The organism is Zoogloea sp., from assembly GCF_028693495.1.
In the GTDB taxonomy this organism is placed as follows: domain Bacteria; phylum Pseudomonadota; class Gammaproteobacteria; order Burkholderiales; family Rhodocyclaceae; genus Zoogloea.
The window spans coordinates 1-20,413 of the sequence record NZ_JAQUVG010000063.1 but is presented as its reverse complement, the minus strand read 5'-3'; the positions used below and the strand labels follow the sequence as shown (position 1 = coordinate 20,413).

At 64.6% G+C, this 20,413-nt stretch carries 17 protein-coding genes and 1 pseudogene; 11 read left to right on the top strand and 7 right to left on the bottom strand.

Annotated elements, in window-relative coordinates:
• Positions 1-358, top strand: a 358-nt coding sequence (locus PHD22_RS11220; protein WP_299866547.1) for a hypothetical protein, incomplete at its 5' end; no start/stop codon positions are given.
• Complete coding sequence (locus tag PHD22_RS11215) at positions 351-833, top strand: WbuC family cupin fold metalloprotein (protein ID WP_299866544.1); 483 nt, start codon at positions 351-353, stop codon at positions 831-833. The genes PHD22_RS11220 and PHD22_RS11215, both read left to right, overlap by 8 nt.
• A gap of 34 nt (positions 834-867) precedes the next feature.
• Here the strand turns inward: PHD22_RS11215 and PHD22_RS11210 are convergent, their stop codons facing one another.
• The 4 genes from PHD22_RS11210 to metG all read right to left on the bottom strand — a co-directional run bounded on the left by PHD22_RS11210 (position 868) and on the right by metG (position 7,790).
• The gene (locus PHD22_RS11210) at positions 868-3,363 is read right to left on the bottom strand and encodes an EAL domain-containing protein (RefSeq protein ID WP_299866541.1); all 2,496 of its coding nucleotides are present in this window, start codon (positions 3,361-3,363) and stop codon (positions 868-870) included.
• A 119-nt stretch (positions 3,364-3,482) separates the two neighbouring features.
• Positions 3,483-5,168: a SulP family inorganic anion transporter gene (locus PHD22_RS11205; protein WP_299866538.1), complete on the bottom strand. Its 1,686-nt coding sequence runs from the start codon at positions 5,166-5,168 to the stop codon at positions 3,483-3,485.
• Positions 5,169-5,298: 130 nt separating this feature from the next.
• Positions 5,299-5,580, bottom strand: a complete 282-nt coding sequence (locus tag PHD22_RS11200; protein ID WP_299866535.1) for a hypothetical protein — start codon at positions 5,578-5,580, stop codon at positions 5,299-5,301.
• Positions 5,580-7,790, bottom strand: a complete 2,211-nt coding sequence (gene metG / locus PHD22_RS11195; RefSeq protein ID WP_299866533.1) for a methionine--tRNA ligase — start codon at positions 7,788-7,790, stop codon at positions 5,580-5,582. Before metG ends, PHD22_RS11200 begins: the two co-directional genes overlap by 1 nt.
• 129 nt (positions 7,791-7,919) lie before the next feature.
• On the opposite strand from metG, the gene apbC reads away from it, so the two are divergent.
• From apbC to PHD22_RS11175, 4 genes are all read left to right on the top strand, one after another.
• Entirely contained in the window at positions 7,920-9,011 is a 1,092-nt protein-coding gene (gene apbC, locus PHD22_RS11190) for an iron-sulfur cluster carrier protein ApbC (protein WP_299866550.1), read from the top strand.
• Positions 9,008-9,196, top strand: a complete 189-nt coding sequence (locus PHD22_RS11185) for an NF038104 family lipoprotein (RefSeq protein WP_299866530.1) — start codon at positions 9,008-9,010, stop codon at positions 9,194-9,196. The genes apbC and PHD22_RS11185 overlap by 4 nt, the downstream gene beginning before the upstream one ends.
• Before the next feature lie 93 nt (positions 9,197-9,289).
• Positions 9,290-9,859: a dCTP deaminase gene (gene dcd, locus PHD22_RS11180; protein ID WP_299866528.1), complete on the top strand. Its 570-nt coding sequence runs from the start codon at positions 9,290-9,292 to the stop codon at positions 9,857-9,859.
• Positions 9,860-9,974: 115 nt separating this feature from the next.
• Entirely contained in the window at positions 9,975-12,218 is a 2,244-nt protein-coding gene (locus PHD22_RS11175; protein ID WP_299866525.1) for an arginine/lysine/ornithine decarboxylase, read from the top strand.
• Positions 12,219-12,293: 75 nt separating this feature from the next.
• On the opposite strand, the gene PHD22_RS11170 is transcribed toward PHD22_RS11175, so the two are convergent.
• Both PHD22_RS11170 and PHD22_RS11165 read right to left on the bottom strand, forming a co-directional pair.
• Positions 12,294-12,791: a dihydrofolate reductase gene (locus PHD22_RS11170; RefSeq protein WP_299866522.1), complete on the bottom strand. Its 498-nt coding sequence runs from the start codon at positions 12,789-12,791 to the stop codon at positions 12,294-12,296.
• On the bottom strand, positions 12,788-13,582 hold the full coding sequence (locus PHD22_RS11165; RefSeq protein WP_299866519.1) for a thymidylate synthase: 795 nt from the start codon (positions 13,580-13,582) through the stop codon (positions 12,788-12,790). The genes PHD22_RS11170 and PHD22_RS11165 overlap by 4 nt, the downstream gene beginning before the upstream one ends.
• 142 nt (positions 13,583-13,724) lie before the next feature.
• On the opposite strand from PHD22_RS11165, the gene PHD22_RS11160 reads away from it, so the two are divergent.
• Positions 13,725-15,200 carry a hypothetical protein gene (locus PHD22_RS11160; RefSeq protein WP_299866491.1) on the top strand — a complete coding sequence of 492 codons (1,476 nt, stop codon included), beginning with the start codon at positions 13,725-13,727 and terminating at the stop codon, positions 15,198-15,200.
• Positions 15,201-15,573: 373 nt separating this feature from the next.
• Complete coding sequence (gene leuA / locus PHD22_RS11155; RefSeq protein ID WP_299866488.1) at positions 15,574-17,265, top strand: 2-isopropylmalate synthase; 1,692 nt, start codon at positions 15,574-15,576, stop codon at positions 17,263-17,265.
• Positions 17,266-17,339: 74 nt separating this feature from the next.
• Here the strand turns inward: leuA and PHD22_RS11150 are convergent, their stop codons facing one another.
• Complete coding sequence (locus tag PHD22_RS11150) at positions 17,340-18,623, bottom strand: aminotransferase class I/II-fold pyridoxal phosphate-dependent enzyme (protein ID WP_299866485.1); 1,284 nt, start codon at positions 18,621-18,623, stop codon at positions 17,340-17,342.
• Between the two features lie 205 nt (positions 18,624-18,828).
• Here PHD22_RS11150 and PHD22_RS11145 point away from each other — a divergent pair, with 205 nt between their 5' ends.
• The 3 genes and pseudogenes from PHD22_RS11145 to PHD22_RS11135 form a co-directional block, all read left to right on the top strand.
• Positions 18,829-19,218 carry a hypothetical protein gene (locus PHD22_RS11145; RefSeq protein WP_299866482.1) on the top strand — a complete coding sequence of 130 codons (390 nt, stop codon included), beginning with the start codon at positions 18,829-18,831 and terminating at the stop codon, positions 19,216-19,218.
• A gap of 241 nt (positions 19,219-19,459) precedes the next feature.
• Positions 19,460-20,128, top strand: coding sequence for a ParA family partition ATPase (gene parA / locus PHD22_RS11140; protein ID WP_299866479.1), 669 nt, complete (start codon positions 19,460-19,462; stop codon positions 20,126-20,128).
• Positions 20,125-20,413: pseudogene (locus tag PHD22_RS11135) on the top strand (hypothetical protein); the annotation flags it as partial. The gene parA and the pseudogene PHD22_RS11135, both read left to right, overlap by 4 nt.

Genomic DNA, 20,413 nt, shown 5'->3' with positions numbered 1-20,413 from the left:
CAGACGTGTGCTCTTCCGATCTGTCAGCAACGATGATTTTTCGGGCGGTTTCCGCATCGTGGCGGACAAGCTGATGACCCTGGGCGAGGCCCGCGGGCGCTATGCCAGGGCCTTGCAGATCCGCCTCAACGGGGAGGTGGGAGCTGCCGGTGGTCCCGTTGCGGCGGCCGAGCGCCTGCAGTCGACCCTGGAGCCTTTCCGGGACGGGGGCTGTCCGATCCGTGTGCGTTACCGCAATGCCCAGGCCGAGGGGGATCTGCCTCTGGGTCCGGACTGGCGGATCCGGCCCGACGACCGGCTGCTGGAAAGCCTTCGGGAATGGCTGCCCCCGGAAGCCGTGGAGCTTGTGTATGGCTGAGTCTGCGTCGCCCTTTTTGGGAGAGGCGCTGCTGGCCTCCCTGATGGGACAGGCGCGCAGCCTGCCCCGCCGGCGGGCCCATCACCCCTTGCACCGGGGGAATGACGCCCTGGCCCACAGGATTCTGGTGGCGATGGAGCCGGATTCCTATGTGCGCCCCCACCGTCATCTGGATCCGCACAAGGCGGAGACCATCATCGTGCTCCGCGGGTGTCTCGGCACCTTGATCTTTGATGAGGAGGGCCAGGTCCTGGAGCGGCAGATCATGGCGCCAGGCGCGGCGGTGTTTGGCTACGACATTCAGCCGGGGGTGTTCCACAGCATCGTGGCCCTGGCGTCCGGCAGCGTTTTTCTCGAAGCCAAGGCCGGGCCCTACCAGGTTCCAGCTGCGGCCGAGTGGGCCCCCTGGGCCCCCGCCGAGGGGATGCCGGGTGTGCCGGAATACCTGGATCGGTTGCGGACCTGCCTGCTCTGAGCGTGGGCGCCAGGCAGGGGCCCGGGGCAGAGGTTCAGTGCGGGTCCTGGATTGGCGCTGCGGGCAGGACGCCGATCCGCAGCAGCTCGCTGATCGCGTCGGCAGGCAGCGGGGGGCTGAAGAGATAACCTTGCGCTGCCGTGCAGCCTTCGTCCCGGAGAAAATCCATCTGCTCCGGGGATTCGGTGCCCTCGGCGATCACCTCCAGGCGCAGGCTGCGTCCCATCTGGATGATGGCGCGGACGATGGCGGCATCGTCCGGGTCATCGGTCACGTCCCGGACAAAACTCTGGTCGATCTTCAGGCGATCCACCGGAAAGCGCTTGAGATAGGCGAGGCTGGAATAGCCCGTGCCAAAATCGTCGATGGACATGCGGACCCCCAGCGTCTTGAGGGCAGCCAGGGTGGCCTCCACATTGGAGCCGGACTGCATCAGCAGGGATTCGGTGAGTTCCAGCTCCAGCCACTGCCCATCCAGCGCGCTGTTCGCCAGGGCTTTCCGTACGGTGGCAACGATGTCGTCGCGGCGAAATTGCATGGCCGACAGATTGACGGCCACGGGGACTGCTGGAAAGCCCCGGTCCTGCCAGGTCCGGGCCTGGCGGCAGGCCTCCTCGAGGACCCACTCGCCGATGGGCACAATCAGGCCGCATTCCTCGGCGAGGGGGATGAAATGGGCGGGAGAAACGCTGCCCAGCTCACTGCTGAACCAGCGCAGCAGCGCTTCCATGCCGATGATGCGACCGCTCGCCAGGTCTACCTGCGGTTGATAGTAGAGCTGGAACTCCTGCCTTTCCAGGGCCCGCCGGAGGACGTTCTCCAGCTGGAGGCGTTCCAGGGCGTTGGCATTCATCAGCTCATCGAAGAAGCGGTAGGTGTTCCTTCCGCTTTCCTTGGCGTGGTACATGGCCGTGTCGGCGTTCTTCATCAGTGTCTCCACGGATGCGCCGTCTTCGGGGTAAAGGGCAATCCCAATCGAAAAGGAGGTGCCCAGCAGATGGCCATCTACCTCGAAGGGGGCTTCGAGCCGGGCAAGGATTTTCTCGGCCACCCGGGCGGCGTCGCCGGGGGCATGGATGTTGGTCAGGACGATCAGAAACTCGTCGCCGCCCTGGCGGCTCACCGTATCGCTGTCCCGGACACAGCCGCTCAGGCGCTCTGCGACACCCTGCAGCAGGCGGTCTCCCACCATGTGGCCCAGGGAATCGTTGATGGTCTTGAAACGGTCCAGGTCCAGGAACATCAGCGCAATCCGGCCGTGCATCCGGGCTGCAGTGGCCAGCGCCTGATCAAGCCGGTCGTGGAGCAGGGTGCGGTTGGGCAGGCCGGTGAGCGGGTCATGCTGGGCCAGGAAGGCGATGCGCGCTTCGGTGGCCTTGCGCTCGGTAATGTCGGAGAACACCGCAACGTAGTGGCTGATCCGTCCGTTGTGATCCCGTACGGCGCTGATTGACAGGGCCGCGGGATAAAGGCTGCCGTCCTTGCGCCGGTCGGTGACTTCGCCCTGCCAGAAGCCATGCGCCTGGATGTCCTGCCACATGTCCGCGTAGAAGCTGGCGTCGTGCTTGCCTGAGTGGATCAGCATCCTCGGGGTGCGTCCGATGGCGTCGGCCACGTTGTAACCGGTGACTTCACTGAAGGCCTTGTTCACCGACAGGATGCGTTGCTGGGCGTCGGTGACGATGATCGCCTCGACGCTGTGGCGGAAGACCGTGAGGGCGAGGCGCAGCTGCTCCTCATTGCTGCGGTGGGCGGTGATGTCGGCCAGGGTGGTGACCACACCGAGGGGCCGGCCAATCTCTTCCTCGAACAGGGGAACGGAGTTGACCCACAGCCAGCGACGCTGTCCGTCCGCCCTGTCGATGCCGAGGAGTCTGGCTTGGGCTTGGCCCGAGCTCAGGGCCTTGACCGGCGGAATGCTCTCCAGGTCGGCCGGGGTGCCGTCTTCGTTGAGGTAAACGATCTGGTTGCCGCAGATGGTCCAGTTTTCCAGCTCGGCGTCCGTCATGCCAAGGATCTCTGCGGCCGTGGCGTTGTGCATCAGCACCTTGCCCCGCTCGTCCCGCATGATGACCCCTTCGCCCATCGACGAGAGCAGCGTGCTGAGGCGCATCTCCCGCTCCTGGGCGGCCGCTTCGGCCAGGCGCCGGTCGGTGATGTCGATGCAGGAGCCGATGTAGCCGGAATACCTGCCCGACGGTGTGTAGATCGGCCAGCCGGTATCGATGATCCAGCGGTAGACGCCGTCGTGACGGCGCAGCCGGTATTCCATTTCGAAGGGGGTGCGCACCGCCAGATGGCTCAGGTAGGTGCCGGTACAGTGCTCGAAGTCTTCCGGGTGAACGCCCAGGGTCCAGCCTTCGCCGGCTTCTTCTTCCTGGGTGCGGCCGGTGAATCTGAGCCAGCTCTGATTGAAGTACGTGCACTGGCCGTCCGGACCCGCCCGCCATATCAAGGTGGGGAAGTGCTCGAACGCGGCCTTGGCTGCGTCCCAGGGGTCATTGGGTTCGGATGTGGGGGGTGCGGCCACGATGCTGTGACAGGCGAAATGGGACCCCGATTCTAACGGTTTTCCTGCGCCACGCCTCCGCCGGAGTGGATGCGGCCGAGGCGTGCGTGCTCTGCGGGGTGTCGGCCGTCTCCCCGCGCCTAAACCGTGTCCTCGTCCAGGAAGCGCGGCAGGAGCTGCCGGGCTCGGGCGAGGGCGCCATAGATGTCACCGCAGAGGTTGCTGCTGCCGACCTCTTCCTCGAAGCCGGAGCGGCGGATCAGGGAGGCAGGCTGGGTTTGCAGGCTGCACAGGATCAGTGTGCAGCCTTTCTTGTGCAGGTTCTTGCAGAGGGCTGCGAGCCCTTCCAGGCCGGTGGTGTCCAGGTTGACCAGGTGGTGCATATCCAGAACAACCACTTCCGGATGGCGCTGGGCCGGGTCGAGGAGGGTTTCGAGTTTGTGGACGGCGCCGAAGAACAGGGATCCGTAGAGGGAGTAGGCCACCACCCGGGGCGAGCCGTCCGGATAGAGGAAATCCGGCAGCATGGCGAGTTCGCTGAGGGGCAGGCGCTCGACCCGGGTCAGGTCGGACATCCGGTAGATGAAGAACAGGCTCGCCAGCACCATGCCGAGCTCCACGGCCAGGCTCAGGTCGAAGAAGACCGTGACGAAGAAGACGCTGAGCAGGATGGTCCGGTAATTTACCGAGAAACGCCCCAGGCCACGGAATTCGTGCCACTCCCCCATGTTGATGGACACCACCACCACAATCGCTGACAGGGTGGCCAGAGGGATGTGCTTGGCAAACGGGGCCAGCACCAGCACCACCGCCAGCAGGACCAGCGCATGGATGATGCCGGCCACCGGGGTCCGGCCGCCGGTGCGGACGTTGGTGGCGGTGCGGGCAATTGCCCCGGTGGCGGCGAAGCCGCCGAAAAGGGGGGCGATGAGGTTGCCCAGCCCCTGGGCAATGAGCTCCTGGTTGGGGTCGTGGCGGTCTTCGATGGCACTGTCGGCCACCCGTGCCGAGAGCAGGGATTCGATGGCGCCCAGCAGGGCGATGGTCAGGGCAGGAGAGATCAGCTTGCCCAGGGTGGTCAGGGACAGCTCCGGCAGGGCGAAGGCCGGCAGCTCCTGGGGAATGCCGTTGAAGCGGCTGCCGATGGTCTCCACCGGCAGTTCCAGCACGGCATTGGCCACCGTGGCGATCACCAGCACCCCCAGGGGGCCAGGCATCCGGGCCAGCGGCTTGAATTGCCGGGCCAGGCGATTCCAGGACAGCAGCACGGCCAGGGAGGCGACCGACAGGGCCACGGTGGGGGGGTCGATGGTGTGCAGGTGGCTGATCAGCGCCTTCATCTTGCCGAAGAACTCGCCGGGCAGGTGGTCGATCTGCAGGCCCAGGAAATCCTTGATCTGGGCGAGGAAGATCACTACCGCGATGCCGTTGGTGAAGCCGATCACGACCGTTTTGGGGATGAAGCGGATCAGGCTGCCCAGCCGGAACACGCCCATGGCCACCAGCATGGCACCGGCCAGCATGGTGGCGACCAGCAGGCTCTGGACGCCGTATTCGGCGACGATGCCGTAGATGATGGGGATGAAGGCACCGGTGGGGCCGCCGATCTGGACGCGGGATCCGCCCAGGGCGGCAATCAGGAAGCCGGCGATGATGGCGGTCCAGATGCCAGCGGTGGGGGACATGCCCGAGGCGATGGCGAAGGCCATCGCCAGGGGCAGGGCCAGGACGCCGACGGTCAGGCCCGCGGATGCGTCGCGGCCGAACTGGCCGGCGTCATAGCCGGGCAGGGTATCGAGGAGCTTGGGGCGAAAAGGGATCTTCATGATGGTTCCGCAGGCTGGTGGTGAGGGGCTGGGGGCCGCCTGAGGCGGCATGCGGAGGCCATCGGCCAGAGGCGGTGCGCTGCTGGACGATCCATCGTTTGCTGGCGGTCAGTGGCATGGCGAAGGGGGCTCAGTGAATCCGCTCGTCGTTGGCGGCCCGGGTGCTGCGGGAGGCCGCGTGCATGACCTCGACCAGCATCTTGACCGCTGCCACGAAGACCGTGGCAATGCCGCCGGCCACGCAGATCCAGGCCTGGGTGCCATTGGCCGGCAGCCCCGGCAGGAGGGAGGCGCGATCTTCGATCAGGTAGGCCGCGCCGAGGGCGAGCACCATCACTCCGATCATGTCGAGGGCGGCCCAGCCCCAGAAGGCAGGGGTGAGACGGGGCAGAGGGGAGCGCTTGCCGTGCATTACTTGACTCGCATGCCCGGCTGGGCGCCCGCATCGGGGGACAGGATGAACAGCCCCGGGGTGTCCCCGGAGGTGTCGGAGGCGGCAAGCACCATTCCTTCGGACAGGCCGAACTTCATCTTGCGGGGAGCCAGGTTGGCCACCATGACGGTCAGACGGCCGACCAGGGTGGCCGGATCGTAGGCCGACTTGATGCCGGCAAAGACCTGGCGGGGTTTGTCCTCCCCGATGTCGAGCTGCAGGCGGAGCAGCTTGGCGGCCCCTTCCACATGTTCGGCGGAGACGATCTTCGCAATCCGCAGGTCCACCTTGCCGAAGTCGTCGATGGAAATGAAGGGCTCGAACTCGCTGGCCTGCGCCGCTTCGGTGGCGGCGGCATGGGCCTGGTGCTGGGCGTGGCGCTGTTCCGAGTGGGCGGCCTTGTCGTCCTTGCCCGTACCGGCCCTGGCTGGCTGAGCCGCGGTGGCGGCGGGGGCGAGGGACTCCCGGTTGGCTTCCAGCAGGGCATCCACCTGCTTGCGCTCGATGCGGGTCATGAGGTGGCTGTAGGTGTTGATGGTGTGGCCGGCGGGGAGCGGGGCGAGGAGCGTGTCCCAGTTCAGGGGGGCAATGGCGAGGAAGGATTCGACCTGTGCCGCGAGGCTCGGCAGCACCGGCTTGAGCAGGCCGGTGAGGGCCTTGAAGATGTTGAGCGCGGTGGTGCACACCACGTGCAGGCGAGCCTCCTGGCCTTCCTGTTTGGCGAGTTCCCAGGGTTTGTTGTCGTTGACGTAGCCGTTGGCCAGGTCGGCGAACTCCATGATCCTGCGCAGGGCCCGGCTGAAATCACGGGTTTCGTAGGCCGCGGCCACGTCGTCCACGCTCCAGTCGAGGGCCAGCGCCCCGTCGTGCGCCCCCAGCCTGCCGTCGAAGCGCTTGGCGATGAAGCCGGCACAACGGCTGGCGATGTTGACAAACTTGCCCACCAGGTCGGAGTTGACCTTGGCGATCATGTCATCCAGGTTGAGGTCCACGTCTTCCATGGTCCCGTTGGACTTGCCGGCGAAGTAATAGCGCAGCCACTCGGGGTTGAGCTTCTGCTCGGTGTAGCTGCGGGCGGTGATGAAGGTGCCGCGGCTCTTGCTCATTTTCGCGCCGTCGACGGTGAGAAAGCCGTTCACGCACAGCTGGGTGGGCGAGCGGTAGCCGGCAAAGTGCAGCATGGCGGGCCAGAACAGGGCGTGGAAGTAGAGGATGTCCTTGCCGATGAAGTGGATCAGCTCGGTGCCGGCCGCAGCAGCAGGGCCCGCTTCGGTGAAGTCGGCCACGTCGATGTCGCTGCGCTTGCTGGCGAGGTTCCTGAAGCTGGCGAAGTAGCCGATCGGCGCATCCAGCCACACATAGAAGTACTTGCCCGGAGCGTCGGGGATCTCGAAGCCGAAGTAGGGGGCATCGCGGGAGATGTCCCAGTCGGAGAGCTTGTTCTCGCCGGCCTCGCCGAGCCACTCCTTCATCTTGTTGGCGGCCTCCTGCTGCAGCCGGCGGGTGCCGTCGGGCGTGCTGCCCTGGGTCCATGCACGCAGGAACTCGACGGCACGCGCATCGGAGAGCCGGAAGAAGTAATGCTCGGAAGTGCGCAACACCGGTTTGGCGCCGGACACGGCCGAGAACGGGTTCTTGAGCTCGGTGGGGGTGTAGGCGGCGCCACAGGCCTCGCAGTTGTCGCCGTACTGGTCAGCTGCGCCGCATTTGGGGCACTCGCCCTTGATGAAGCGGTCCGGCAGGAACATTTCCTTGACCGGATCGTAGAACTGCTCGATGGAGCGGGTCTCGATGAGCCTGGCGCCGTCGCGCAGGCGGGTGTAGATGTCTTCGGCGTACCAGCGGTTTTCGTCGCTATGGGTGGAGTGGTAGTTGTCGAAGGCCACACCGAAGTCCCGGAAATCCCGGCTGTGCTCGCCATGTACCCGGTTGATGAGCTGTTCCGGGGTCAGGCCTTCCTTTTCTGCCCGCAGCATGACCGGCGTGCCGTGGGTGTCGTCTGCACATACATAGTGCACCGTGTGGCCGCGCATGCGCTGGTAACGTACCCAGATGTCGGCCTGGATGTAGCCCACCAGATGACCGAGGTGAATGTCGCCGTTGGCGTAGGGCAGGGCGTTGGTGACGAGAATCTTGCGCTGGGAGGTCATGGATGGGGCCTGAAGCGTGAATTGTTCCGAATCCGCCATTCTAGCAAAGCGATTCTCTCATCGCGGAGCCGGCGGCTTTTCGGTAAACTGGAGTAAATTACTCGGGTTTGCCCCGCCTGGTTTAGCGCCATGTTTTCCTTTTTTCGCCGCCCGTCGGCCCCTGACACCATGAGCCTCACCGAACAAAGCGTCCTCGACAGCCTCCGCCAGTATGCCGATCCCAACACCGGGAAGGACTATGTCTCTGCCCGCTGGGTCAAGAACCTGCGCATCAGCGGCGCTGATGTGTCCTTCGACATCGAACTGGGTTACCCGGCCCGGAGCCAGGTCGACGCCATCCGTGCCGCGCTGATTGCCCAGGTGAAGACCGTCCCGGGCGTCGCCAACGTCAGCGCCAACGTGTTTGCCAAGATCGTCGCCCACGCGGTCAAGCAGGGGGCCAAGCTGATGCCCGGCGTGCGCAACATCATCGCCGTTGCTTCCGGCAAGGGGGGGGTGGGCAAGAGCACCACGGCGGTGAACCTGGCCCTGGCCCTGGCGGCCGAGGGGGCCCGGGTGGGGATCCTGGATGCGGACATCTATGGTCCCTCCCAGCCCCAGATGCTGGGCATTGCCGGCGGCAAACCTGAATCCACGGACGGCAAGACCATGGAGCCCCTGGAGGCCCATGGCCTGCAGGTGATGTCCATCGGCTTTCTGGTGGATGTGGAGACGCCCATGGTCTGGCGCGGTCCGATGGCCACCGGTGCGCTCCAGCAACTCCTCAAGGACACCAACTGGCGCGACCTGGATTACCTGATCATCGACATGCCCCCGGGGACCGGCGACATCCAGCTGACTCTCTCCCAGAGCGTGCCCGTGACCGGTGCGGTGATCGTCACCACGCCCCAGGACATCGCCCTGCTGGACGCCCGCAAGGGCCTCAAGATGTTCGAGAAGGTGGGGGTGCCCATCCTCGGCATCGTTGAAAACATGAGTATCCACATCTGCTCCAAGTGTGGCCACGAAGAGCACATCTTCGGTGCCGGTGGTGGCGAGGCCATGTGCCGGGACTATGGCGTGCCCTTCCTGGGGGCGTTGCCCCTGGACATCCAGATCCGCCAGGAGGTGGACAGGGGAACACCGACGGTGATTGCCGATCCGGACGGTCGCGTGGCCGAGCTTTACAAGACGATCGCCCGCAAGGTGGCGATCGCCGTCGCCGACAAGCAGAAGGACATGAGCTCCAAGTTCCCCAGCATCGTGGTGCAGAACACGTGATCGCCCGTTACATGAAGCGCGCAGGCCTGCTGATGGCCTGCCTCCTGGGCTTGTCCGGCTGTGTGGTGGGGGCCGTGGTGGGGACCGCGGTGGATGTGGGCGTCGAGGTGGTCAAGGTTCCCTTCAAGGTGGGCAAGGGCATCTACGATGCGGTCAGCGACGACGAGGACGACAAGAAGAAATAAATGCCATGGGCGGGGGTGTGGAATTCTGCCTTCCATACCTCTTCCCCTCACCTCCGCTGCATGTAGAATGCGCGTTTTTCGCAGGGGCCCCGCGTGAGCATCAAATCGGACAAATGGATTCGCCGCATGGCGGAAGGCGATGCGCAGATGATCGAACCCTTTGCTCCCGAACTGGTGCGCCAGAACGAGGGCGGCAAGATCGTCTCCTACGGCACGTCCAGCTATGGCTACGACGTGCGTGTAGCCAACGAATTCAAGATCTTCACCAACATCAACTCCACCATCGTGGATCCGAAGAACTTCGACGAACGCAACTTCGTCGATTTCACCGGCGACGTGTGCATCATCCCGCCGAACTCCTTCGCCCTGGCCCGCACAGTGGAGTACTTCCGCATCCCGCGCAGCGTGCTGACGGTGTGCCTGGGCAAGTCCACCTATGCCCGCTGTGGCATCATCGTGAATGTGACCCCGCTCGAGCCGGAGTGGGAGGGTCATGTGACCCTGGAGTTTTCCAACACCACGCCACTGCCGGCCAAGATCTACGCCAATGAGGGCGTGGCCCAGATGCTGTTCTTCGAATCCGATGAGGTCTGCGACACCTCCTACAGGGATCGGGGCGGCAAGTACCTGGGCCAGACCGGCGTCACGCTGCCGAAAATCTGAAACATTTGTCAGTTAGGGTCTGACAACCCGCGGGCGGATCGTGCGTAATCACGCAGGTCCGCCCAACGTTTTTTTGTTGAACTGCCCGTACAGACTGGGCATCGAGGAGTCGAGCATGCGCTTCAATTTTCCGGTCATCGTCATCGACGAGGACTTCCGTTCGGAAAACACGTCCGGGCTGGGCATTCGCGCCCTGGCGGAAGCCATCGAGAAGGAGGGTCTCCAGGTGCTGGGCGTGACCAGCTACGGTGACATGGCGTCCTTTGCCCAGCAGCAGAGCCGCGGTTCTGCCTTCATCCTGTCCATCGATGATGAGGAGTTCTCGTCTGCGCAGGCAGCTGAAAAGGCCATTGCCGACCTGCGGGCCTTCGTCAGCGAGATCCGGTTGCGCAATGCCGATATTCCCATTTTCCTGCATGGTGAGACCCGCACTTCCCGCCACATTCCCAACGATGTGCTGCGTGAACTGCACGGCTTCATCCACATGTACGAGGATACGCCGGAGTTCATCGCCCGCAACGTGGTGCGCGAGGCCAAGGCCTACCTCGAGTCCCTGCCGCCACCGTTCTTCCAGGCCCTGGTCCACTACGCTTCCGACGGTTCCTACTCCTGGCACTGCCCTGGCCACTCCGGCGGTGTGGCCTTCCTGAAGAGCCCGGTCGGTCAGATGTTCCACCAGTTCTTCGGCGAGAACATGCTCCGCGCCGACGTCTGCAATGCCGTCGAGGAACTTGGCCAGCTGCTTGACCACACCGGCCCGGTGGCCGCCTCGGAGCGCAACGCGGCGCGGATTTTCAACTGCGATCACCTGTACTTCGTCACCAACGGCACCTCCACGTCCAACAAGATCGTCTGGCACTCCACCGTGGCGCCGGGCGACATCGTGGTGGTGGACCGCAACTGCCACAAATCCATCCTCCATGCGATCATGATGACCGGCGCCGTCCCGGTCTTCCTGATGCCGACCCGCAACAACTTCGGCATCATCGGTCCCATCCCGAAGGCGGAGTTCTCCTGGGAGAACATCCAGAAGAAGATCGACGCCAACCCCTTCATCGCCGACAAGACGGCCAAGCCGCGGGTGCTGACCATCACCCAGTCCACCTACGACGGTGTGCTCTACAACGTGGAAGCGATCAAGGAAGAGCTGGACGGCAGGATCGATACCCTGCATTTCGACGAGGCCTGGCTGCCCCATGCGGCCTTCCACGATTTCTACGGCGACTACCACGCCATCGGGGCGGACCGTCCGCGCTGCAAGGAGTCGATGATCTTCTCGACCCAGTCCACCCACAAGCTGCTGGCGGGCCTGTCCCAGGCCTCACAGATCCTCGTCCAGGATGCCGAGCAGCAGCACCTGGACCGGGATGTGTTCAACGAGGCTTACCTCATGCACACCTCCACCAGCCCCCAGTACGCGATCATCGCGTCCTGCGACGTGGCGGCGGCGATGATGGAGGAGCCCGGCGGCACCGCTCTGGTAGAGGAGTCCATCGCCGAAGCCCTGGACTTTCGCCGTGCGATGCGCAAGGTGGACGAGGAGTGGGGTGCCGACTGGTGGTTCAAGGTGTGGGGCCCCGACGACCTCTCGGAGGAAGGCATTGAGGAGCGTGACGCCTGGATGCTCAAGCCGGGTGAGCGCTGGCACGGCTTTGGGAGCCTGGCCGAGGGCTTCAACATGCTGGACCCGATCAAGGCCACCATCATCACCCCGGGCCTTGATGTGGATGGAGAGTTTGCCGAGCGGGGGATTCCTGCCGCCATCGTCACCAAATATCTGGCCGAGCACGGGGTGATCGTCGAGAAATGCGGTCTCTACTCCTTTTTCATCATGTTCACCATCGGCATCACCAAGGGCCGCTGGAACAGCATGGTGACCGAGCTGCAGCAGTTCAAGGACGACTACGACAAGAATCAGCCCCTGTGGAAGGTGCTGCCCGAGTTCGTGCAGAAAAACCCGCGCTACGAGCGGGTTGGCCTGCGTGACCTGTGCCGGGACATCCACGCGGTGTACCGGGCCAAGGACGTGGCCCGCCTGACCACCGAGATGTACCTGTCCGACATGATTCCGGCCATGAAGCCGGCGGATGCCTTTGCCAGGATGGCTCACCGGGAGATCGAGCGGGTCTCCATCGACGAACTGGAGGGCCGGGTCACCAGCGTGCTGCTGACGCCCTATCCGCCGGGCATCCCGCTGTTGATCCCGGGTGAGCGCTTTAACAAGACCGTGGTCCAGTATCTCCACTTCGCCCGCGAATTCAATGAACGCTTCCCGGGCTTCGAGACCGATGTGCACGGGCTCGTGAAGGAAGTGCGCGATGGGCGCATCCACTACTTTGTGGATTGCGTGAGGGACTGACCGGCGCCCCTGAAGATGCAACAGCAAAAACGCCGCGGCTCCGCGGCGTTTTTGTTTCCCCTGGTGCAGGCAGCGCTACCTGCGCTCGTATGTGACCCACGCGAAGGAGAGGCCGGAGGCCGCGACCTGGGGGGTGCGTTGCACCTCGCGCCAGTGCTCGGTGGCGAATTCGGGGAAGCAGGCATCTCCCGCGAAATCCTCGTCGATCTCGGTGAGGTAGAGGCGGTCGGCCATCGGCAGGGCCTGGCGGTAGAGCTCGGCGCCGCCGATCACGAAGACGGTGTCGGCAGCGCCTGCCGCCGCCAGTGCCTCGGACAGCCCCCCCGCTACGGTGGCTCCGTCGGCCTGATACCCGGCGTTGCGGCTCACCACGATGTTCCGCCGGCCGGGCAGGGGACGGAAGGCGCCCGGGAGGGACTCCCAGGTCTTGCGTCCCATGATCACCGGCTTGCCCCGGGTGGTCTCCCGGAAGAACTTCATGTCCTCCGGCAGATGCCAGGGCAGGCGGTTGTCAAGGCCGATCACCCCGCCCCGGGCGCAGGCGGCAATCAGGGCGATAACGGGTGTGTTCATACGGCCACCGGTGCGGAAATGTGGGGATGGGGATCGTAGCCCTCGAGGGTGAAATCCTCGAACTTGAAGGCGAAGATGTCCTTGACCTGAGGGTTGATCCGCATGGTGGGCAGGGGCCGCAGCTCGCGGGACAACTGCAGGCGGGCCTGCTCCAGATGGTTGGTGTAGAGGTGGCAGTCGCCGCCGGTCCATACGAAATCGCCCGGCTCGTAGCCGCAGACCTGGGCCACCATCAGGGTCAGCAGGGCGTAGCTGGCGATGTTGAAGGGCACCCCCAGAAAGATGTCGGCGCTGCGCTGGTAGAGCTGGCAGGAGAGCTTGCCGCCGGCCACGTAGAACTGGAACAGGGCGTGGCAGGGTGGAAGCGCCATGCGGTCCACTTCTGACGGGTTCCAGGCCGAGACGATGTGGCGCCGGGAGTCGGGGTTCTTCCGGAGGGCCTCCACCAGTTGGCTGATCTGGTCGATGCTGCGGCCGCCGGGCGCCTCCCAGCGCCGCCATTGCTTGCCGTAGACCGGCCCCAGCTCACCATTTTCGTCCGCCCATTCGTTCCAGATGGAAACACCGTTGTCCTGGAGGTAGCGGATGTTGGTGTCGCCCTGCAGGAACCACAGCAGTTCGTGAATGATCGAGCGGGTGTGGAGCTTCTTGGTGGTCAGAAGCGGAAAACCCTCGGCCAGCTTGAAGCGCATCTGCCAGCCAAAGACGGAGAGGGTACCGGTCCCGGTACGGTCGTCCTTGCGGTGGCCGTTTTCCAGCACGTGGCCCATGAGTTCGTGATACTGGCGCATGGAAAAACCCCAAAAGCGCGAGTTTACCCGAAGGACACCGGTTCCGTGCTCCGGGGTGACCCTTGCCTGCCCGGCCGCCGGCTGGGTTTGCAAGGCCCTGTGCTACCATGATTTTTCTTGAATTTCCCGGTGTCATTCGGTTATGGAAGGCAGGCAGGCAGTGGGCGTTGGCGTGCAGTCCGGTGGTGTGCATCCCCTCCTCAAGCCCCACGCCCTGCAGCAGATCCTGCACGGCCTGGCTGGCCATGAAGCACCCACGGCGATCATCGAGGTGATCCGCTGGCTTGATTCATTCCACTACGAAGCCGCATTGCCCGCCAGGACCCTCGGCAGGCTGGTCATCACCCTTGACGAGGCGGCCCAGCCCCAGTTGCGCCAGACCGCCGGCCTGTATCTGTCCAATGCCTTCAGTGCCCGCAGTCTGCGCTACAAGGCGCTGGGACGGGATTTTCACACCAGTTTGGGGCGTGCCTACGATCTGGCGCTGAACACCCTGTCGGCCGACGTTGGAAGCGGCCCGGATGACGAACTGCGTACCCACCTGCTGCTGCGCACCATCCGCTCGGCAGCGGGTGAGATGAAATGGACCGCCTTTGCCTACGAGGATCTGGATCCCCAGGTCTGGCTGCGGGCAGGCCAGGCGTTCCGGATGGCTGAGGCCAGTGGTGCGCTGAATGTGCCGGTGCGTTACCGGGAGGGGAGGGATACCCGTTCCACCGTCACCTGCGAGTTCATCCGGCTGGTGGCGCTGCAGTGCGCGCATCTGGATCAGCTCAGCCCGGAGCGTATCGAGGCCGCAGACAAGCTGGTGCGCCACTTCCAGTATGTGCTGGGGCTGAGTCGCCAGCCGGTGCAGGGCAGCCTGTTTGCAGTGGACCTGCAAGGACTCGCCCCACCCCGGCGTTGTCTTGAAGCACCGGCCGAAGGGGGAAACCTGCATTTCTTCCGTCCGTCGGAGGCCTTGCCTGTGCTGGGAGAACTGGAGAGGACACTGCGCTCGGCCGGGGTGCCACCGGCTTTTGCCGGTCTGGAGCCCGAGGCGGTGATGGCCACCATCAGCCATCTTGCCCGCCACTGGGGACCTCAGCCGCCCAGGCGTCAATACCGTCGTCACGCGGTTGGGGGCGAGGTGTCCCTGGCCACGGGGGTCGGTTTCATCCGCTCCCTTCTTTCCGGCGATGCTCAGTTGCGACCGGCTGCCGCCTGGTTTCTGCTGGATGCCAGCCGGACGGGATTCCGCCTTCAAGGACCGCTTTTCGATCATGAGACCTGCCGGGTCGGTGCCTTGGTGGCTGCTCAGCTGGGGGAGACCGGGCGCTGGCTGCTGGCCCGGGTGCGCCGGGTACGGAGTGAGGCGGGACAGGTCTTTCTTGGCCTGCAGACCCTGAGTAACGCGCCCCAGGCGATCTCCCTCGATGATGGAAGCCGTGGCTGGAGCGGCATTCTGTGTGATGCAGTGGTGCGGGGCCGGGGGGTGCGCGTGGTGTGCGAGCCGGGGTTCATGCCGCTGGGGCATCCGGTGTTTGCCCGCATGGCGGGGCGAACCATCAAGTTCGTGCCAGGCCAGATCGTCCATGAAGGCCCCGGTTACCAGGTGCTGGGTTGCACGCTGGGTTGAGGATAGCAAGCGTTAATCGTCACCATGGTTTGACGGGGCAGAAATCCCCTGATAAGTTTGAGCCTATGAACTCCACGCATCAGACCCTTCTGTCCCTCCTGCCGCCCCTCTCCGGGCTGGGTCTGCTGCTGCCCTGACGGGCACACATCACATCTCCCTTCCTGTTGGTCATGCCCTGCCGTCTCACCAGAGGCGTATGGGCTTCCCGCATCCCGATTTCACGGAGTGTCACCATGAATGCATCGAAACGTTTCCAGTCATCCCTACGACTGCGCCCCGGTTGCCAGGCCACGAGCCCGCGGCAGTCTGGCAGCCCTGCGTCCGCATCCGAACACCCGAACCGTATCCGACGAAAGCAAAGGACAAGATCATCATGTTGAAGCATCCGCACACCAAGTACGCCGCCTTTCCCCCGGTCGCCCTCGCTGACCGCCAGTGGCCCAGCCGCACGATCACCCATCCTCCCGTCTGGATGAGCACCGATCTCCGTGACGGCAACCAGGCCCTCTTCGAACCGATGAATGCCGCCCGCAAGTTGCGGATGTTCCGTAAGCTCGTGGCGATCGGCTTCAAGGAAATCGAAGTCGCCTTCCCTTCCGCCTCCCAGACTGATTTCGATTTCGTCCGTCAGCTCATCGAGCAGGGCGAGATCCCCGACGACGTGACCATCGAGGTCTTGAGTCAGGCCCGCGAGCACCTCATCCGCCGCACCATGGAGTCCCTCAAGGGCGCCCGCCGGGCCATCGTCCACATCTACAATGCGACCTCGCCGGTGTTCCGCGAGACGGTGTTCGGGATGAGCAAGGATGAGGTCAAGGCCCTTGCCGTGGCCAGTGTGACCCTCGTCAAGGAACTTGCTGCCCAGCACCCGGAAACCGAATGGGTGCTCCAGTACAGTCCCGAGGTGTTTACCGCCACCGAGCTCGATTTTGCCAAGGAGGTGTGCGATGCGGTGGTGGCGGCCTGGGATCCCAGGCCGGGTGAGAAGGTGATCCTCAACCTTCCGGCCACCGTGGAGGTGGCGGGCCCGAACGTGTATGCCGATCAGATCGAATGGATGCACCGCAATCTTGCCCGCCGGGACCAGATCACCCTCAGCGTGCATCCGCACAATGATCGGGGTACGGCCGTGGCGGCTGCCGAGTTGGCGATGCTTGCCGGTGCCGACCGGGTGGAGGGTTGCCTTTTCGGGAATGGTGAGCGCACCGGCAACGTGGATATCGTGACCCTTGCCCTCAACATGTATACGCAGGGCATTGATCCCGGCCTCGATTTCTCGGACATCAACGATGTGGCCCGGGTGGCGGAGGAGTGCACCCAGTTGCCCATTCATCCGCGCCATCCGTATGTGGGCGACCTCGTGTTCACCGCCTTCTCCGGCTCGCACCAGGACGCCATCAAGAAAGGCTTCGAGGTGCAGCAGGCGGATGCCCGGTGGACGGTGCCTTACATGCCGATCGATCCGCTCGACGTGGGGCGTACCTACGATTCGGTGATCCGCGTGAACAGCCAGTCCGGCAAAGGGGGCGTGGCCCACTTGCTTCAGGCTCATTACGGTCTCGTGATGCCGCGGCGGATGCAGGTGGACTTCAGCGCGGCCGTTCAGCGGCTCACCGACGAGACGGGTCAGGAAGTGGATGCGCACCAGTTGTGGACCCTCTTCAGCCACGAATACCTCGAGGCTGACGCGCCGATCCGCTACGTGGCCCATCACCTCTTCGAGGCTGGCCACCGCCAGGGTATCCGCATCGAGGCCGAGGTGAACGGCCGGGCAGTGGAGTTTGTCGGTGAAGGCAACGGTCCGGTGGAGGCTGCGGTGGCCGCCATCGGTGTGCCGATCCGCGTGCAGAGCTTCGAGGAGCGTTCCATGGGTAAGGGCGCGGATGCGGCGGCCATGTGCATCGTCGAGGTGGCGCTGGAGGGGGTGGCGGGCAGCCGCTTCGGGGCGGGCATGCACCGCAACACCGTGACGGCATCGGTGCGCGCGATCATCAGCGCTGCCAACCGTGCGGGGGCTCATGGTGTGCCGCTCGCTGTAGAAGATGCCGCAGGCTGCGCCGCCTGACGCCGTACTGTGATCTGAAATGAAAAACGCCGGGATGGGAGTCCCGGCGTTTTTCCTGAGTGCTGTGGTGTCGATCAGACCGCGGCCAGCGCCTGGTCCAGGTCGGCCAGGATGTCGTCGATGTGCTCGATGCCGATGGACAGGCGGACCATGTCTTCGGACACGCCGGCCTTCTTCATCTCCTCCGGCGAGAGCTGGCGGTGGGTGGTGGAGGCCGGGTGGCAGGCCAGGCTCTTGCTGTCGCCGATGTTCACCAGGCGGGTGACCAGCTTGAGTGCATCCTGGAAGCGGCCGCCGGCAGCCTTGCCGTCGCCGTCGGCGCTTTTCACGCCGAAGTTGAGGATGCCCGAGGCCCGGCCGCCCATGTATTTCTGAACCAGGTCATGATCCGGGTGGTCCGGCAGGCCGGCGTAATTCACCCATGCCACCTTGGCATGGCCCTGCAGGTATTCGGCGACCTTGAGGGTGCTTGCGCAGATCCGGTCCATGCGCAGGGCCAGGGTTTCGACACCCTGCAGGATCAGGAAGGCGTTGAAGGGGCTGATCGCCGCGCCCATGTTGCGCAGGGGCACCACCCGGGCGCGGCCGATATAGGCCGCGGGGCCGAGCGCTTCGGTGTAGACCACGCCGTGGTAGGACACATCTGGCTCGTTCAGGCGGCGGAAGCGCTCCTTGTGCTCGGCCCAGGGGAATTTGCCGCTATCGACGATGATCCCGCCGATGGAGGTGCCATGGCCACCGATGTATTTGGTCAGGGAATGCACCACGATGTCGGCGCCGTGTTCGATGGGCCGGCACAGGTAGGGCGAGGGCACGGTGTTGTCCACGATCAGCGGAATGCCGTGGGCGTGGGCGATGGCCGCCAGCGCTTCGAAATCGGTGATGTTGCCCAGGGGGTTGCCCACCGATTCGCAGAAGATGGCCTTGGTGCGGGCGTCGATCAGCGGGGCGAAGGAGGCCGGGTCGCGGTAGTCCGCGAAGCGGACCTGGATGCCGATCTGGGGCAGGGTGTGGGCAAACAGGTTGTAGGTGCCGCCGTACAGGGTGGAGGCCGAGACGATGTTGTCTCCCGCTTCGGCGATGGTCTGGATGGCGTAGGTGATGGCCGCCATGCTGGAGGCCAGGGCGAGGCCGGCGATGCCGCCTTCCATCGCCGCCACGCGCGCTTCGAGCACCGCCTGGGTGGGGTTCATGATGCGGGTGTAGATGTTGCCGGCTACCTTGAGGTCGAACAGGTCGGCTCCATGCTGGGTGTCATCAAAGGCGTAGGAGGTGGTCTGGTAGATGGGCACAGCCACAGCCTTGGTGGTCGGGTCGGGGCTGTAGCCACCGTGAACGGCGAGGGTTTCGAGCTTCATCAAGTCTTTCTCCGGTTGAAAGCGGTCTGTTGCATGGAGGATCTGGGAGAGTTTTCATCCATGCTGAGGGCAGGGTTTTCCCGGAGGCATGGCCGGGAACTGCCGGCTGCCGGGGCTTATTCCATTTATCGATAATACTTGGAGCATCGCACTGATCGTTGTCATTTTAGCGTTCTTCAGCGGTGCGCGATAAAAAGGAGGGGACATGATGGAACTCAAGGGACGCAATGCCACCTGGCTTGAGCTCGCTGCTGCTGCGGTATCGTCGCAGGGAACGCCACGGGTGCGGATTCATCCCCTGTCAGGAGGGGGGCGGGATGGCTGCCTGGCGCTATCGGTAGATGAGCGCTGGCTGTGTGCCAATGATGGACGGCTGACGGTTTTTTCCAGTCGAACGTCGGCGGAGCGCTTTTTGCGTCTCTTGCATGTGGCCGAACTGGAGGAGGGGGGAAAGGCCGAGCTGGCGGTCGATTGTGGCTGCCATGGCGTCCAGTGTCTGGGTCTTGGGAACCGGGGGCTCAAGCCCTGTCCGTGTCCCCCGCCGCCTCACGCCCGGGCTCCCGGGGCCTCCTCCGGCAGGGATGTCATGCGCTGACCGGTGCCGGCAGCTCAGCTTTCCCACGGCGTTCGCCGTGCCAGACCAGGCTCCCGGCGTGTGGATGGCTTCACGCGCCCCATGAATCTTCTCTGACGGTTCGGTTCCTCCCTGTCAGGCCCCCCTCCGTGTGCGGATTCTCCCGTACGGGACCGGAGGGGCGGGTGCGGGCTTCGTATGAGACTTGCACTTCAGCAGCGAAAGCGTAAAAATAATAAAGTATTACGCAATGGAGGCTGGTGTGGCCAAGTCCAAGGTGGTGACCGTGCTGTCCCAGAAAGGCGGTGCGGGCAAGTCGACGCTCACGATGCAACTGGCTGGAGGTCTTGCCCGCAGCGGCAGATCGGTGGCGATCATCGATCTGGATCCCCAGCAGACGGCCTGGCGCTGGGCCCGGGCAGCCAGTGCCACCCACCCCTTTCCGGCAGCGGTGGAGGGGCTGGCGGAGACACCCCAGGCTCTCCACGATGCGATCCGCCGGCTTGCCCGGGACGGGGCCGGCATGATCCTGCTGGATTGTCCGCCTTCCATCGAGCATCCGGCTACGCTGGCGTCCCTCCAGGAGGCTGATCTGGCCCTGGTGCCGGTGGTGCCCAGCCCGGCGGATCTGTGGTCCACCAAGGGCGTCGAGCGCCTGATCCTGCAGGTTCAGGCGGCCCGCAAGGGCCTCAAGGCTGCCCTGGTGCCTAACCGGGTGCTGCGGACCAACCTTGCCTGGGATGTGCTTGAAGTGATGCGCGACTTTGAGTTGCCCATTCTTGGGGCGTCCCTGGCCCAGCGTAACGCGTATGCCCAGAGTGCGGTCATCGGCGGTTCGGTCTACCAGCTTGGCCGGGCCGGTGGCGAGGCCGTGCGCGAAATGAACAAGCTGGTGATCGAAGTATTGAAACTGACAGGAGAGAAAGCATGAACACCCCCACCAAGACCGCCCTCCGTGCAGCATTGCAGCAGGAGGGCGAAGCCCTTGCCAGCCGTCTGCCCGACCCGGCCGATGCCCTGGCTGTGGCCCCGGCTGTGGCAGAAACCGTTGTGCCGCCAGCTCCTCCCGTGCTTGAGCCGGTCCCGGCCGCAGCATCCCCGGTTGCTGCGGTCTCCGCCGAGGTGGTCAAGCCCGCACCGAAGCGCGCTGCAGCCGGATCCTCGGCCAAGGCCGCAGCCAGGCCGGCCAAGGCGGTTGCCTCTGCCAAGGTCAAGG